Raw genomic sequence first — 16,496 nt, 5'->3', positions numbered from 1 at the left:
GCGCGGGCAGGCCCGGAACCTGCTTGTCGTACGGAACGCGGATGGTGGTGCCCTGAATGGTCAGGCCGTTGTTGAGGCACTGCGTCTGCACGGTGAATCCCTGCACGGTGCCGGCGGGGTACGAGTCACCGGCGCAGCCGTACATGCTGCCGTTGTAGTACTGCATGTTCAACCACCAGAGCCGGCCGTTGTCCACGTACTTCTTGATGATCGGCAGGTAGGAGCCCCAGATCGAGCCGTAGACCACGCTGCCGCCGGTGACGTAGGCCGTCTCCGGCGCCATGGTCAGGCCGAAGTTCGACGGCATCCGTGCCAGCACGCCGTCGATGATCCGGATCAGGTTGGCCTGCGACGTGGACAAGGTGTTGATGTTGCCGCTGCCGGTCAGGCCGGTCTCGATGTCGATGTCGATGCCGTCGAAGTGGTAGGCCGTCAGGATCGGCACGATCGTCGCGACGAACCGGTCGGCGACCGCGCTGGAGCTCAGGTCGATGCCCGCCGCGGCACCCCCGATCGACATCAGGATGGTCGCGCCGGCGGCCTTGGCCTGGCACATCTCGGCCGGGGTGGCCACCTTCACGCCGGCGTCCATGCCGTTCTCCCACAGCACCGTGCCGTCCGCGCGGATCACCGGGAAAGCCGCGTTGATCACGTTGTAGCCGTGCTGACGGAGCCGGCTGTCGGTGATCGGGATCCAGCCGAGGCCGGGGTGCACGCCGTTGGACGCGCCGTCCCAGTTCTCCCAGTAGCCCTGCAGCACCTTGCCGGCGGGCCGCGACTTCACCCCGCAGGTTCCACCGGTCGGCGGCGGGGTGCCGCCCGAGCAGGCGCCCAGGTCACGCCAGAGCGACGGGGTCGAGGCGGGGTTCCAGCCGGCGCCGGGATGGGCGGTGTGGGTGACCAGGGCCTGGTAGAGCCGGCCGCCGTAGGTGACCTGCGTGCCCGCCTGGTAGGTCCTGCCCTCGGCCCAGGCCGGCGCGGTGCAGGCGACCATCAGGGTGGCGTCCGCCGAGGACACGGCGGCGGTGCTGCTGGGGACGAAGGCGACGGCGGTCGCGACGGTCATCGCCGCCCCGGCCACCACTGCGAAAATCCGACGGCTTCTCATGGCTCACTCCCCAGGCATCGACGACCCGCGACCTCCACATATTGACGTTCGTGAAGTTTAATATCAAGGGTTGTTAACAGATCCGAGGAAGACGGAGTGCGGCCGGCGTCGCAGCGACGGGGCCGGCGGTGCCGTGCGCGTCTGTTTCGGCACAGGCCCCCGCCATGGACGGCGGTCCGTCGGGCACATGATTAAGGCCCCTGACCGGTTCACCCTGGTCAGGGGCCTTCGTGCTGAGCTTTGGTGCCCCCGGCAGGATTCGAACCTGCGCCCCCGCCTCCGGAGGGCGGTGCTCTATCCCCTGAGCTACGGGGGCTCAGCGACTGGAGAAGACTAGCAAACCTCCTCCGCGAACGCCGAATCGGTATCCGGCGCCCGGATCGTGTCGCCAACGGCCCGACCGCCCTGGTCGCCGGGGGCCGTGATGGTCCGCGCGGCCCTGTTGGTCTTGACGGCCTGTTGATCCTTGCCGGCCTGTTGATTCGGGCGGTCCTGTTGGTCCGAGCGGGCTTGGTCCTGGCGGCCCTGATGGTTCGGGCGGCCTTGTTGGTTCGGGCGGTCCTGTTGGTCCGGGCGGCCTTGTTGGTCCGGGCGGCCCTGAAGGTCCGGGCGGTTCCGGCGATCCGGGCGGCGAATGGTCAGGCTGCGACCACCCCGGAAGCGGTCAGGCCGCGACCGCCCGGCCGCAGCTGGGCAGCGGGTGCAGCACGATCCGCCGGGGGAGCCGGCGCGGCCACTCGTTGCGCGGCCATGAGCCGTCCACGATCAGGTGAACCGTGCGCTGTTCCTCGCCGCTCAGTCGCAGCACGAAGTCGCGAGGGAGCGGCGGGTCGACCGTCGGCGTGGTGATCATGAAGCGCACCCGGCCGCGGGACGAGACGGCGGAGATCACGTCGGCCGCCGGCATGGTCCCGCGCAGCCGTACCCGCCCGATCCAGTAGACCTCGGCGAGGTGCTCCTGGGCAGCCCGGGTGATCGCCGGGTACTCGCTGCGTACCCAACGTTCGACCGCGCTGACGCAGAGCCCGCAGGCACGCTCGCGCGGTTCCCGCGGACCCAACCCCCAGGCCCGCAGGTACGCGCCGACCGCGCCCGCGTCCAGCGGCAGGTCGAACCTGCGCTGGATGAGCGTGGTGAGGCTCTGCCGCGTCCACAGCTCCTCGTCCAGGCCGAACTCGTCGGGGTGGACGCCCCGCAGCACGTCGATCAGTTCGAGTTCCTGTTCGCGGCTGAGCATTCCCGGCTCGCCCTGCCGCTGTCCGCGACGGACGGCTGCCACCGCCCCGTCACCACCGATGGTGTGGCGTCGGCACCAGCTGGTGACCGAACGCCGTGCGTCTCTGAGTGCAACCCCCACGTCCTGCGCAACGAGCCCGAATCGCAACTGGTCACGATATGTGTGGAGAAAACTCTCTAAGCAACGTAATCGGTTGCACCGCCCAAATCGAACAGACCGCGCAGACAGGGACAAAGTGCCTAAAAGTCAACGTCCAGAGCCCGAGTGGATCAAGCCCTGGGCGCTGAATCGGCCTTGATCCACTCCAGGTCGGCGATATCGGGGCATCCGCTCGTGGGGACACCCCGACATCGGCGATCTGGAGTGGATCAAGGTGCACGGGTCGTTGTCACCCCCGCCCACGCCCGCCGCTCGCAGCCCGCGCCCTGCCAGCCGGCCCGCGCCCTGCCAACCGGCCCCGCCTGCCTTCCGCGCCCCGTGCCGCTCACCGCTCGCCGTCCGTGGCCCCGCGCCGTCGCGCTCGCCATCCGCGCCGCTCGCTCTCCGCGTCGACGCGCTCGCCCTCCACGTCCACGCCGCTCGCTGTTCGCCGACCACGTCCAGGCCGCTCGCTGTTCGCCGACCACGTCCAAGCTGCTCGCCGTCGGCGTCCGGGCCCGCTCGCCGTCCATGTCCGCGCCGCTCGCTGTTCGCTGACCATGTCCGCGCCGCTCGCTGTTCGCTGACCATGTCCGCGCCGCTCGCTGTTCGCCGACCACGACCAAGCCGCTCGCCGCTCGCTGTCCGCGCCGCTCGCTGTCCGCGCCGCTCGCCGTCCGCGTCGCTCGGTGAGCGCGCCGGCCGACAGAAACGGGCCCGCGCCCCGCCGCTGTGCGGCAGAACGCGGGCCCGTCCGTCGCTCAGCCCTTGGCGGCCTGTGCCTGGAGCTGCCGGAGGTTGTTCAGCTCGGTCTGCTGGGTGGCCTTCATCGTCTGCGCCACCCGCACGACCTCGGCGTTGTCGGTCTCGGCGAGCGCAGCGTCGATCATGTGGATGCCACCCAGGTGGTGGTTGTACATCAGGGCCAGGAACTGCCGGTCGACCTCGATGCCCTTGGCGTCGCGCAGCGCGGCCATCTCCTGCGGGGTGGCCATGCCGGGCATCAGCCCGTTCTTGACGCCGGCTCCGTCGGACATCCACGACATCGGGGGCTCGGACCCGGTCGGGCTCAGCTCCCACTCCCGCAGCCAGGTCTGCATGGCGCCGATCTCGCCCTGCTGCCCGGTGGCGATGTCCACGGCGATCTGGCGCACCTCGGGCAGCGTCGCCGACCGGTAGGCGGTCAGGCTCATCTCCACCGCCTGGGTGTGGTGCGTGGTCATGTCCCGCGCGAAGCCCGCCTCGACCGAGGTGTCACCGGGCCGGGTGAGCCCCGGGGTGAGCAGGCCGCCGGCGTACCCGAGCAGCAGGCCCACCACCAGCATGGCGGCGAGCGCCAGCAGGCCGTAGCGCCGCGTCGGGGCCCGGTCGCCGTGATCCGGAGCGACCGGAGCCTCGTCGTGCGCGCTGTCGGTGGTGGCGGGAGCGGTCATTGCGGTCCTTACTGGGTCGGCGGCTGCTGCTGAAGCTCACGCGGCGTGGTGCCGGTGGCGGTCACACCCTGGTTGCACAGCGCGGTCGGGCCTTCGACGGAGGCGTTCACCCGCAGGTCCTTGATGAACTCGTCGATCCGCGAGTCGTCGGCGTTGTCGAGCTTGAGCTGGTAGCCCCACGCCTGCAGCGAGATCGGCTTGTCCAGGCCCTCGTACGGGCTCATCATCGTCTTCTCGACGCCCCGCACCTTGCCGGCGAGCTTCTCGACCTGGTCCTTCGGCAGGTCCGGGCGGTAGGTGATCCACACCGCGCCGTGCTCCAGGCTGTGCACCGCGTGCTCGTTGGCGATCGGGGCGTCGTACACCTCGCCCATGCAGTTCTGCCAGGCGGCGTTGTGCACCCCACCCACCGGCGGCGTGAACTTCCAGGTCAGCGGACCGGACTTGTGCGACTCGTACTTCAGGCTTTCCGGGTCCGACTTGCGGATGTTGACGATGCCGTCGATGGCGTTGGCCCGCTTGTCCCACGGCTTGGAGCCCTGGAACGACGCCCAGGCGCCGTAGCCGATGATGCCGGCCGCCAGCACACCCACGGCGACGAAGAGCGCGATCGGGCCCCAGGCCCGGCCCTGGCTCACCTTGACCGGGGCGATCGGCTTGCGGGGACCCTTGCCACCTGCCCGGGGGGAACCCGCCGGCTTGCCAGTCGGCTTGCCGGAACCAGCCTTGGCGCCGGACGCCGGCCGGCCTGCGGCCGGCTTCTTGCCGGTGCTGACCACGGTCGGGCGGCGCTCAGGGCCACCCGGGGTGCTGATGCTCATCGTGCCTCGTCAGGTCGGTTGGTCAGGGGAGGTGGCGGGCCGGATGACGCGCAGGGTCGCCGCCGAGTGCCCGAGTCTACCCCCGATAACATGGTTCGGTGACTCCTGCAGAACTAGCCTCGGTCGTCCTCACCGCTGCCCACGCCGTCTTCGCCGAGCGTGGCCTGGATCACGCCGCGCTGCCGGAGCGTACGGCGGTGGAGCGACCCCGCAACCCCGAGCACGGCGACTACGCCTCCACGCTCGCCCTGCAGTTGAGCAAGAAGGTGGGCGTACCGCCGCGTGAGCTGGCCGCAGCGCTGGCCGATGAGCTGGGTCGGGCGCCGGGGGTCAAGTCGGTGGAGATCGCCGGGCCGGGCTTTCTGAACATCCGGCTCGACGCGGCCGCCGCCGGCCAGCTCGCCCGGGTGATCGTCGAGGCCGGCGCGGAGTACGGCCGCAGCGACCGGCTCGCCGGTGAGAAGATCAATCTGGAGTTCGTCTCGGCCAACCCGACCGGCCCGGTGCACATCGGTGGGGTCCGCTGGGCGGCCGTCGGTGACGCGCTCAGCCGGCTGCTGCGGGCCACCGGCGCCGAGGTGGGCACGGAGTACTACTTCAACGACGCCGGGTCGCAGATCGACCGGTACGCCCGCTCGCTGCTCGCCGCCGCCAAGGGCCAGCCCACGCCGGAGGACGGCTACGGCGGGGCGTACATCGGGGAGATCGCCGCCGAGGTGCAGGCCCGCCGGCCGGAGGTGCTGACCCTGGACGACGCCGCCGCCCAGGAGGTGTTCCGGGTCGAGGGCGTCGCGCTGATGTTCGACGAGATCCGGTCCTCGTTGCGCGACTTCGGGGTGGAGTTCGACACCTACTTCAACGAGAAGGACCTGCACGACCGGGGTGAGCTGGACCTCGCCCTGGCCCGGCTGCGCGAGCAGGGCCAGGTCTACGAGGCCGAGGGCGCCACCTGGCTGCGCACCACCGACTTCGGCGACGACAAGGACCGGGTGCTGCGCAAGTCCGACGGCGAGTGGACCTACTTCGCGGCGGACTGCGCCTACTACCTGGACAAGCGGGAGCGCGGCTTCGAGCGGGTCGTGATCATGCTGGGCGCCGACCACCACGGCTACATCGGCCGGATGAAGGCGATGGTCGCCTGCTTCGGCGACGACCCGGAGCGCAACCTGGAGATCCTCATCGGGCAGCTGGTCAGTCTGCTGCGCGACGGCGCCCCGATGCGGATGAGCAAGCGGGCCGGCACCGTGATCACGCTGGAGGATCTGGTCGACGCGATCGGCGTGGACGCCTCCCGGTACGCGCTGGCCCGCTACTCCAGCGACTCGCCGATCGACATCGACATCGAGCTGTGGACCCGGGCGACCCGCGACAACCCGGTCTACTACGTGCAGTACGTGGCCGCGCGGACGGCGGGTGTGGCCCGCAACGCGGCCGAGGTGGGGCTGGTCCCGGGCGACGCCGACGACTTCCGCCCCGAGCTGCTCGGGCACGAGAAGGAGAACGAGCTGCTCAAGGCGCTCGCCGAGTTCCCGGCGGTGGTGGCCACCGCCGCCGAGCTGCGGGAGCCGCACCGGGTGGCCCGCTACCTGGAGGAGAGTGTCGCCGCCTCCTTCCACCGGTTCTACGACAACTGCCGGGTGCTGCCGTTGGGCGACGAGGAGGTCACCGACCTGCACCGGGCACGGCTCTGGCTCAACAACGCCACCCGCACGGTGATCGCCAACGGCCTGCACCTGCTCGGCGTCTCCGCTCCCGAGAGGATGTAGTACCTGATGCGTGCTCACGAGGCTGGTGCGCTGCACGGCGACATCGGCAACCGGGGGCCGGCCTGGCTGCGTACCCCCGACGACGTCAACGCCCTGATGCCGGCGCTGTGGCCGCGCACGGTGACGCGCGGCGCCGACGGCGCGGTCGCCGTCGCGGGCCTGAGCGTCCGCGACATCGCGGCCGAGTTCGGCACCCCGGTGTACGTGCTCGACGAGGACGACCTGCGCTCACGCTGCCGGGACTTCCGGGCCGCCTTCCCGACCGAGGACGTCTACTACGCGGGCAAGGCGTTCCTCTGCCGGGCGGTGGTCCGGATGATCGCCGAGGAGGGGCTGCACCTCGACGTCTGCACCGGTGGTGAGCTGGCCACCGCCCTCGCGGCCGGGATGCCGCCGGAGCGGATCGGCTTCCACGGCAACAACAAGTCGGTGGTCGAGCTGGCCCGGGCGCTGGACGCCGGTGTCGGGCGGATCATCCTCGACTCGTTCACCGAGATCGACCGGCTCACCGCGCTGGCCCGCGAGCGGGGCGTCCGCCCCCGGGTGCTGGTCCGGGTCACGGTCGGGGTCGAGGCGCACACCCACGAGTTCATCGCCACCGCCCACGAGGACCAGAAGTTCGGGTTCTCGCTGGCCGGCGGGGCGGCCGCGGCGGCCGCGTTCAAGGTGCTCGACGAGGACGTGCTGGAGCTGCGTGGCCTGCACTCGCACATCGGTTCGCAGATCTTCGACGCCAGCGGTTTCGAGGTCTCGGCCCGCCGGGTGCTCGCCCTCCAGGCGCAGATCCGCGACGCACGCGGGGTTGAGCTGCCCGAGCTGGACCTGGGCGGCGGTTTCGGCATCGCGTACACCACCCAGGACGACCCGGCCGCTCCGCAGGACCTGGCCAAGCGGCTCCGCAAGATCGTCGACTCGGAGTGCGCCGCCGAGCGGCTGGCCGTGCCGCGGCTCTCCATCGAGCCGGGGCGGGCCATCGTCGGGCCGTCCGTGTTCACCCTCTACGAGGTCGGCACGGTCAAGGACCTCGACGGCATCCGGACGTACGTCAGCGTCGACGGCGGGATGAGCGACAACATCCGCACCGCGCTCTACGACGCCTCGTACTCGGCGACGTTGGCCTCCCGCGCCTCGACCGCGCAGCCGATGCTCGCCCGCGTGGTGGGAAAGCACTGTGAGTCCGGGGACATCGTGGTGAAGGATGAATTCCTGCCCGCCGACGTGCAGCCCGGAGATCTTGTCGCGGTGCCCGGCACGGGCGCCTACTGCCGCAGCATGGCCAGCAACTACAACCACGTGCCGCGGCCCCCGGTGGTCGCGGTGCGCGACGGCCAGGCGCGTCTGATCGTCCGGCGGGAAACCGAAGAGGACCTGCTCGCATTGGATGTTGGATGACGTCACCTGTGCGCTTGGCGCTGCTCGGCTGTGGCACGGTCGGCCAGGAGGTGGTCCGGCTGCTGCACGAGCAGGGCCCCGACCTGGCCGCCCGGATCGGCGCTCCGCTGGAAATCGCCGGCATCGCCGTCCGTCGGCTCGGCCGCGACCGCGGTGACCTGCCGATCGACCCGACCCTGTTCACCACCGACGCGCTCGGCCTGATCAAGCGCGACGACGTGGACGTCGTGATCGAGGTGGTGGGCGGTATCGAGCCGGCCCGGAGCTGGCTGGTCGAAGCGCTGCGTGCCGGCAAGAGCGTCGTCACCGCCAACAAGGCGCTGCTCGCCGAGGACGGCGTGGCGCTGCACGAAGCGGCCGCCGAGGGCGGCGGCGACCTCTACTACGAGGCGTCCGTGGCCGGGGCCATCCCGCTGCTGCGCCCGCTGCGCGAGTCGCTGCACGGCGACCGGATCAACCGGGTCACCGGCATCGTCAACGGCACCACCAACTTCATCCTCTCCGCCATGGACGCCACCGGCGCCGGCTTCGCCGAGGCCCTCGAAGAGGCCACCGAGCTGGGGTACGCGGAGGCCGACCCGACCGCCGACGTGGAGGGCTTCGACGCGGCGGCCAAGGCGGCGATCCTCGCCTCGCTGGCCTTTCACACCCGGGTCGGCGCCGCCGACGTGCACCGGGAGGGCATCACCGAGGTGACCGCCGCGGACGTGGCCAGCGCGCAGGCGATGGGCTGCACGATCAAGCTGCTCTGCATCGCGGCCCGCGGTGTCGACCCGGCCGGCCGGGAGACGGTCAGCGTCCGGGTGCACCCGGCGATGATCCCGCGCAGCCACCCGCTGGCCAGCGTCGGCGACGCGTTCAACGCGGTCTTCGTGGAGGCGGACGCGGCCGGGGAGCTGATGTTCTACGGCCGGGGCGCGGGTGGCGCGCCGACCGCCAGCGCGGTGCTCGGCGACGTGGTGGCGGTGTCCCGCAACCGGCTCGCCGGGGTGCGCGCGGCCAGCGAGAGCGCGTACGCCGACCTCGCGGTCCGGCCGATGGGCGAGGCGCTGACCCGCTACCACGTCAGCCTGGACGTGGCCGACCGTCCGGGTGTGCTGGCCGCGGTGGCGGGCGTCTTCGCCCGGCACGACGTGTCGATCGCGACCGTGCGGCAGGGTTCGGCCGGCGGTTCACCCGGCCGCGACGGCGACGCCGAACTGGTGATCGTCACCCACGTGGCGCCGGACGCCGCGCTCGCCGCGACCGTGAGTGAGCTGCGCGGCCTGGACATCGTCCGGTCGGTGACCAGCGTGCTGCGGGTCGAGGGCGGGGTGTAAGTCGTTGACTCCGGTGGTGGGGCGGCCCGCTCGTCCCGCCAGGTGGGTAACCCGGGGTCTTCCGCCGGTCGCTCCGGCAGGCTGGTCCAGGGTGGCCTGATCCGCAGGTCGGCGCGACGTTAGAGGCGAGGAGAACGACATGTGGCGGGGTCTGATCGAGGCGTACCGGGACCGGCTGCCGGTCACCGCGGCCACGCCCGTCGTCACGCTGCACGAGGGGAACACTCCGCTGCTGCCCGCGCCGGTGCTCTCCGCCCGCATCGGGTGCGACGTGCACCTCAAGGTGGAGGGCGCCAACCCGACCGGCTCGTTCAAGGACCGCGGGATGACCCTCGCGGTCTCCAAGGCGGTCGAGGCCGGCAACAAGGCCATCATCTGCGCCTCCACCGGCAACACCAGCGCCTCCGCCGCGGCGTACGCGGCACGGGCCGGGCTGACCTGCGCGGTGCTGGTGCCCCAGGGAAAGATCGCGCTGGGCAAGCTGGCCCAGGCGCTGGTGCACGGCGCGAAGCTGCTCCAGGTGAGCGGCAACTTCGACGACTGCCTGGCGACGGCCGCCAAGCTCGCTCAGGACTATCCGGTCGCGCTGGTCAACTCGGTCAACATCGACCGGCTGCACGGGCAGAAGACCGCCGCCTTCGAGATCGTCGAGGCGCTCGGTGACGCGCCCGACATCCACTGCCTGCCGGTCGGCAACGCCGGCAACATCTCCGCCTACTGGATGGGGTACGCGGAGGAGCACGCCGCCGGCGCCACGACCCGGGCGCCGAAGATGTACGGCTTCCAGGCCGCCGGTGCGGCGCCGATCGTCACCGGCCAGGTGGTGCCGGAGCCGTCGACCATCGCCACCGCGATCCGGATCGGCAACCCGGCGAGCTGGACCAGGGCGTTGGACGCCCGGGACGCCTCGGGTGGTCTGATCGCGGCGGTGACCGACCGGGAGATCCTGTCCGCGTACCGGCTGCTCGCCCGCGAGGTGGGCGTCTTCGTCGAGCTGGGCAGCGCGGCCAGCGTGGCCGGTCTGCTCCAGCAGGCCGCGGCGGGCGTGATCCCGGCCGGGTCGACGGTGGTCTGCACGGTGACCGGCCACGGCTTGAAGGACCCGGAATGGGCGATCTCCACCGCGCCCGCCCCGGTGACCATCCCGAACGACCCGCTGGCCGCGGCCCGCGCCCTCGATCTGGCCTGAGCGGCCACCGCGCCGGCCGGTCGTGGCCCGCGGGGTGGCGATCCGGGGGTGAATCGCGTCCGCTGTCGGTACGGCAGGGGTCCGGCGGGGGTCGGGGTGATCGAGTCAGGCACACTTTCGGGTATCCCCACCCGCAATCTCTTTCAGGAGTGAGCCAGGCCGATGTCGCTGCTCGCCAGATTCAGCCTCGCCAACCGAGGGCTTGTCGCCCTCATCGCGGTGGTGATCACGGCGTTCGGAGCGTTCGCCGTGCCATCGCTGAAGCAGCAACTGCTGCCGTCGCTCGAATTCCCGGCCGCGTTCATCGTGGCCCCCTACCCCGGTGCCGGACCCGAGATCGTCGAGTCGCAGGTGACCGAGCCGATCGAGAACGCCCTCCAGGGCATCCCCGGTCTGGACCAGATCACCTCCACCTCCCGCGAGGGGGCGGCCACCGTCCAGGTGCAGTACGAGTTCGGCAGTGACCTGGACGACATGGTCAACAAGATGCAGACCGCGCTGAGTCGTATCGACTCGCAGCTGCCGGAGGACGTCGACCCGCAGGTCATCGCGGGCAGCACCGACGACCTGCCGGCGGTGGTGCTGGCTGCGGCCGGCGGGGGGGACCAGCGGGCGCTCGCCGAGAAGCTGCGCGACACGGTGGTGCCGGAGCTGGAGGCCATCGAGGGAGTCCGCACGGTCGAGGTGAGCGGGACCCGCGACGACATCGTGGTGGTCACCCCGGACCTGGCCAAGCTGGCCGCGGCGAAGCTCCAGCCCACGGCGATCGGCGCCGCGCTGAAGACCAACGGCGTGACGATCCCGGCTGGCGCGGTGAACGACGGCAGCCAGGCCCTCCCGGTGCAGGTCGGCACGCCGGTCGCCACCCTGGACGACCTGCGCGGCATCGTGGTCGCCCCCGGCGCTGCCCCGGTCCGTCTCGGTGACGTGGCGGCCGTCGAGCAGACGCAGGCCCCGGCCACCGCGATCACCCGGACCAACGGCCAGGACAGCCTCGGCATCGCGGTCACCGCGGCGCCGGACGGCAACGCCGTGGAGATCTCGCACGAGATCCGGGACAAGCTGGCCGACCTGAAGGACGCCTCCGGCGCCGAGCTGACCGTGGTCTTCGACCAGGCGCCGTTCGTCGAGAAGTCGATCGAGTCGTTGACCACCGAGGGTCTGCTGGGCCTGGTGATGGCGGTCATCGTCATCCTGGTCTTCCTGCTGTCGGTGCGCTCGACCGTGGTCACCGCGGTCTCCATCCCGCTCTCCGTGCTGGTGGCGCTGATCGCCCTGTGGATCGGCGACTACTCGCTCAACCTGCTCACCCTCGGCGCGCTGACCATCGCGGTGGGCCGGGTGGTGGACGACTCGATCGTGGTGTTGGAGAACATCAAACGACACCTGGAGTACGGCGAGGAGAAGCAGCGAGCGATCATCACCGGCGTCCGCGAGGTGGCCGGCGCGGTGACCGCGTCCACCCTCACCACGGTCGCGGTGTTCGCACCGATCGCGCTGGTCGGCGGGTTCGTCGGGCAGCTCTTCGCGCCGTTCGCGATCACCGTGACGGTGGCCCTGCTCGCCTCGCTGCTGGTGTCGCTGACCGTGATCCCGGTGCTGGCGTACTGGTTCCTCAAGCCGCGCGGCGGCACCGTGGACGACGAGGCGGTGCGTCGCGGCGCCGAGGAGAAGGAGCTGCGCAGCCCGTTGCAGCGGGCGTACCTGCCGGTGATCGGGTTCGCCACCCGCAAGCGGTCCACCCGCTGGATCACCGTCGGTCTCGGCCTGCTGGTGCTCTTCGGCACCTTCGGGCTGGCCCAGAAGCTGGAGACCAACTTCCTGGACGACTCCGGTCAGGACACGCTCAGCTTCCAGCAGGAGTTGCCGGCGGGTAGTGGCCTGGCCGCCACCGACGCGGCGGCCAAGCAGGTCGAGACGGTGCTCGGACGTACCGACGGGGTCGAGACCTACCAGGTGACCGCAGGCGGCGGGGACAACCCGTTCGGGGGCGGCGGCAACAACATCGCGAGCTGGTCGGTGGCGCTCGACGGGGACACCGACGCGAAGCAGATGCGCGAGGTGCTGCGCAAGGAGTTCGACACCCTCGGCGGCGGGCTGGGTGAGATCAGCTTCGGCGGCGGACAGGAAGCCTCGACCAGCCAGCTGGAGGTGATCGTCCAGGCCAGCGAGCCGGAGGTGCTGACCCGGGCCGCCGAGGCGGCCCGGACGGCGATGGCCGAGGTGCCGGACGTCGAGGACGTCACGACCAGCCTCGCCGCGGAGGTGCCGCGGGTCGACGTGACCGTCGACCGGGTCGCCGCCGGCCGGGCCGGGCTCACCGAGGCCGCGGTGGGTCAGGTCGTCTCGCAGGCGTTCCGTGGGGCGCCGCTGGGTCAGGTCACGCTCGACGGCCAGCAGCAGAACGTGGTGCTGCGGCTGGGCGCACAGCCGCCGGTGTCGGTGGAGCAGTTGAACGCCCTGCCGATCGGTCCGGTCAAGCTGGGCGACATCGCGAAGGTCAGCCGGGTCGAGGGGCCGCAGCAGATCAGCCGGATCGACGGTGAGCGCAGCGTCTCGGTCACCGGCACGGCGACCGGCTCGAACCTGGGCGCGACCAGCCAGGCGTTGCAGGAGAAGCTGGACGGCATCGACGTGCCGGGTGCGACCTTCACCATCGGTGGGGTCAGCGCGGACCAGGCGGACGCCTTCGGCGACCTGGGCCTGGCGGTGCTGGCCGCGATCGCGATCGTGTTCCTGATCATGGTGGCCACGTTCCGCAGCCTCACCCAGTCGCTGATCCTGCTGATTTCCATCCCGTTCGCGGCGACCGGCGCGATCGGCCTGCTGCTGATCACCGGGACGCCGCTGGGCGTGCCGGCGTTGATCGGCGTGCTGATGCTGGTCGGCATCGTGGTGACCAACGCGATCGTGCTGCTCGACCTGATCAACCAGTACCGAGCCCAGGGCATGGGGGTCCGGGACGCGGTGGTCGAGGGCGGCCGGCGCCGGCTGCGCCCGATCCTCATGACGGCGGTCGCGACCATCTTCGCGCTGCTGCCGATGGCGCTCGGGTTGACCGGTGAGGGCGGCTTCATCTCGCAGCCGCTGGCCGTCGTGGTGATCGGTGGCCTGCTCAGCTCCACGCTGCTGACGCTGATCCTGGTGCCGACGCTGTACACGATGGTGGAACACACCAAGGAGTCGTTGCGGGAGCGGCGCCGCCGGCGGCGGTCCGGCGACCCGGCGGTGGCCGGGCCGACCGACCCGGAGACCGCCGAGCCGGCCAGCCCGAACAAGGTGGCGGTGCCGTCCGGTGCGCCGGCGGCGACGCACGCCGAGGGTTCGCAGCAGGCGGCGGGGCGACCCGCACCGTCGGGCGCGCTGGTGGAGGGTACGGACCAGTTCGAGGTGCTACGGCTGCCACGCAGCCGCACTTCGCCGCTGCCCCCCGCGGAGCCGACCGAGTAGTCGGACCAGCACCTCGGAACGCCCCCGGCGGGTTCACCTGCCGGGGGCGTTCCGGCTTTCTGCGCGCCGGCCGCTGCCGACCGCAACGGGGGCCTCTGTCGTTGCTGCTCGCGATCGGTATCGAGCGGTGTCGACCGGGTAGCGTCGCGCTACGTGGCGTCCACCCTCTCGGTCCTGACCGGCAACCGGAGCTTCCGTAACCTCTTCCTCGCTGAGCTGGTCGTCTTCGGCGCCGACTGGTTCGTCATGGTGCCGCTGCTGGTGCTGCTGCCCCAGTTGACCGGCAGCGGGGTCTGGGGTGCGCTGGTGCTGGCCGTCGACACCGGCATCGTGGCGCTGCTGCTGCCGTACACCGGCACCGTGGCCGACCGGTTCGACCGGCGCAAGGTCATGGTCGCGGCGAACGTGGCGGCGCTGGCGGGCGTGCTGCTGCTGCTCGGCGTCCGGGGCGCCGGGACGGCCTGGCTGGCGCTGGTGGCGATCGGAGTGGTCGCGGTCGCCAAGGCGTTCTACTCGCCGGCCGCGCAGGCCGGGCTGCCCAACGTGCTGGAGCCGCACGAGCTGGCCGCAGGCAACGCCGTGGCCGGCTCGGCCTGGGGCACCATGACGGTGGTCGGCGCCTCGCTCGGTGGCGTGCTCAGCTCGGCCGTCGGCCCGTACGCCTGCTTCTGGGTGGCGGCCGTGGGCCTGGCGCTGGCCGCGGGCCTCGCCGGGCGGATCCGCCGGCCCTTGCAGGCGCCCCGGGACGTCGACCGCCCGGCCCAACGGACCTGGCCGGCGGTCCGCGAGGCGCTCGTCTACATCGGGCACCGACCGCGGGTCCTGGCGCTGGTCACGGTGAAGTCGGCCGTCGGCCTGGGTAACGGGGTGCTGACGGTGTTTCCGCTGCTCGCCGGCGTGTACGGGGTCGGCTCGCTGGGTGCCGGCCTGCTCTTCGCGGTACGCGGGGCGGGCGCCCTGGTGGGACCCATCCTGATGCGTCGGGTGCTGACCAACCGGTCCTGGCTGCTGCCGGGGCTGGCGCTGTCCATGTCGCTCTACGGCCTGTCCTACCTGGGCGCGTCGGTGGTCCGCTGGTTTCCGCTGGTGCTGCTGCTGGTCTTCGTGGCGCACTTCGCGGGTGGCAGCAACTGGGTGATGTCGAACTTCGCCCTGCAGGGCGAGGTGCCGGACCGGTTGCGTGGGCGCGTCTTCGCCACCGACATGATGCTCGCGACGCTGGCCATCTCGGTGAGCCAGCTGGCGGTGGCCCTGGTGGTGGACGTGGTGGACGAGCGGGTGGTGCTGGCCGGGTGCGGGCTGGTCACCCTCGTGTACGCGGTCGGCTGGCGGATCGCCACCCGCCGTCTCTCGCTCACCGATCCGGCAGCCGAACCGGTTCCGGACCCGGCCGGCTGAGTTCGTCCGGTCCCACGCTGCGGGCGTCGGACCGGATCGTCGGTGCCGACCCCTAGCATGAGCCCGTGCCGATGAACTTCAGCGCCGGGCCGGTCCGGGTCCGGGTCCCCGCGACCAGCGCCAACCTGGGCCCGGGCTTCGACGCGCTGGGTCTCGCCCTGGGGCTCTACGACGACCTGGCAGCCGAGGTCGCGCCGGCTGGGGTCCGGGTGACCGTGAGCGGGCAGGGTGCCGGTGAGCTGCCCGACGACGACCGGCACCTGGTGGTGCGCGCCATGCGGGCCACCTTCGACGTGCTCGGTGCGCAGCCCGCCGGGCTGATCGTGGAGTGCGTCAACCGGATCCCGCAGGCGCGCGGGTTGGGCTCCTCGTCCGCCGCGATCGTCGCCGGGGTGCTGCTGGCCCGCGCCCTGGTCGCCGACGGGGAGCGCCGGATGGACAAGCCGGCCGTGCTCCGGCTGGCCGCCGAGATCGAGGGCCACCCCGACAACGTCGCGCCGTGCCTGCTCGGTGGCTTCACACTCGCCTGGTCCGAGCCGACCGGCGCTCGCGCGGTGTCCCTGGCGGTCGCCGACGGGGTGCGGCCGACGGTCTTCGTGCCGGCGGAGCGGGGGTTGACCGCGACCGCGCGGGCGGCGTTACCGGCCACCGTGCCGCACGGCGACGCCGCGTTGACCGCCGGCCGTGCGGCGCTGCTGGTGCACGCGCTGACCGCGGACCCGTCGCTGCTGGTGCCCGCCACCGTCGACCGCCTCCATCAGGACTATCGCGCGCCGGGGATGCCGGGCACATCAGTCCTGGTCAACGCGTTGCGAGAGGCTGGTGTGGCGGCTGTGGTCAGTGGGGCGGGGCCGACCGTGCTGGCGCTCAGCGAGCCCCCGCCGAGCTTCCCGGTGGGAACAGACTGGCAGATCTGGCAGTTACCGATAGACGTCAGCGGTGCGCGGGTTGCCCGGGGTAGACTTGGACACGCCGAGCGGGACCCTGTTGCCGCAGGTCGGAAGAGTTGATTACGCTCTAGACCTAGCACAGCCGCGAAGCACGCGATCTCCTGCGGGGCGGCGCACCCCCGAAGCTCTCGGCGGTAAGCCCGTCACCCCTGCCAAGGCCCACGCCGCGCCGCAGTTTCCACAGGTCGCCGCAGACGGCGAGACCTGCTCACCGACGTTTGGTGAGTCGGGAAACCACCGGCTGCTGTGTCACAGACTCCCGCGACGCGTCCTTGCGAGGCGGGTGCACCGAGGC

11 protein-coding genes and 1 tRNA gene are annotated in these 16,496 nt (G+C 71.7%); 7 read left to right on the top strand and 5 right to left on the bottom strand.

Translation table 11 applies throughout. The features are described from left to right. From EAD98_RS11955 to EAD98_RS11935, 5 genes are all read right to left on the bottom strand, one after another. Positions 1–1,108, bottom strand: a 1,108-nt coding sequence (locus EAD98_RS11955) for a glycosyl hydrolase family 18 protein (RefSeq protein WP_121654122.1), incomplete at its 3' end; no start/stop codon positions are given. A gap of 241 nt (positions 1,109–1,349) precedes the next feature. After that, positions 1,350–1,424, bottom strand: a tRNA-Arg gene (locus EAD98_RS11950). Positions 1,425–1,772: 348 nt separating this feature from the next. Beyond that, entirely contained in the window at positions 1,773–2,465 is a 693-nt protein-coding gene (locus EAD98_RS11945; RefSeq protein ID WP_121654119.1) for a winged helix-turn-helix domain-containing protein, read from the bottom strand. Between the two features lie 779 nt (positions 2,466–3,244). Then, a complete protein-coding gene (locus tag EAD98_RS11940; RefSeq protein ID WP_121654118.1) occupies positions 3,245–3,916 on the bottom strand; it encodes a DUF305 domain-containing protein in 672 nt (223 codons plus the stop codon). Between the two features lie 8 nt (positions 3,917–3,924). Next, the gene (locus EAD98_RS11935; RefSeq protein WP_121654117.1) at positions 3,925–4,737 is read right to left on the bottom strand and encodes a DUF3105 domain-containing protein; all 813 of its coding nucleotides are present in this window, start codon (positions 4,735–4,737) and stop codon (positions 3,925–3,927) included. Positions 4,738–4,835: 98 nt separating this feature from the next. On the opposite strand from EAD98_RS11935, the gene argS reads away from it, so the two are divergent. The 7 genes from argS (at position 4,836) to thrB (ending at position 16,261) form a co-directional block, all read left to right on the top strand. Beyond that, on the top strand, positions 4,836–6,503 hold the full coding sequence (gene argS / locus EAD98_RS11930; protein ID WP_121654116.1) for an arginine--tRNA ligase: 1,668 nt from the start codon (positions 4,836–4,838) through the stop codon (positions 6,501–6,503). A gap of 6 nt (positions 6,504–6,509) precedes the next feature. After that, positions 6,510–7,895 carry a diaminopimelate decarboxylase gene (gene lysA, locus EAD98_RS11925; protein WP_121654115.1) on the top strand — a complete coding sequence of 462 codons (1,386 nt, stop codon included), beginning with the start codon at positions 6,510–6,512 and terminating at the stop codon, positions 7,893–7,895. Between the two features lie 8 nt (positions 7,896–7,903). Beyond that, positions 7,904–9,214, top strand: coding sequence for a homoserine dehydrogenase (locus EAD98_RS11920; protein ID WP_199723377.1), 1,311 nt, complete (start codon positions 7,904–7,906; stop codon positions 9,212–9,214). A 139-nt stretch (positions 9,215–9,353) separates the two neighbouring features. Further along, complete coding sequence (gene thrC, locus EAD98_RS11915; RefSeq protein ID WP_121654113.1) at positions 9,354–10,403, top strand: threonine synthase; 1,050 nt, start codon at positions 9,354–9,356, stop codon at positions 10,401–10,403. Positions 10,404–10,565: 162 nt separating this feature from the next. Continuing rightward, positions 10,566–13,853 (top strand): efflux RND transporter permease subunit, encoded by a 3,288-nt coding sequence (locus EAD98_RS11910; protein ID WP_121654112.1) that lies wholly within the window; start codon positions 10,566–10,568, stop codon positions 13,851–13,853. A 153-nt stretch (positions 13,854–14,006) separates the two neighbouring features. Beyond that, positions 14,007–15,251 (top strand): MFS transporter, encoded by a 1,245-nt coding sequence (locus tag EAD98_RS11905; protein ID WP_121654111.1) that lies wholly within the window; start codon positions 14,007–14,009, stop codon positions 15,249–15,251. Between the two features lie 71 nt (positions 15,252–15,322). Continuing rightward, a complete protein-coding gene (thrB, locus tag EAD98_RS11900) occupies positions 15,323–16,261 on the top strand; it encodes a homoserine kinase (RefSeq protein ID WP_121654110.1) in 939 nt (312 codons plus the stop codon). Positions 16,262–16,496: the final 235 nt, after the last annotated feature.

The organism is Micromonospora sp. CV4 (assembly GCF_003667455.1).
In the GTDB taxonomy this organism is placed as follows: domain Bacteria; phylum Actinomycetota; class Actinomycetes; order Mycobacteriales; family Micromonosporaceae; genus Micromonospora.
The sequence above is the reverse complement of the archived record's forward strand: the minus strand, read 5'-3'. Positions and strand labels throughout refer to the sequence as shown.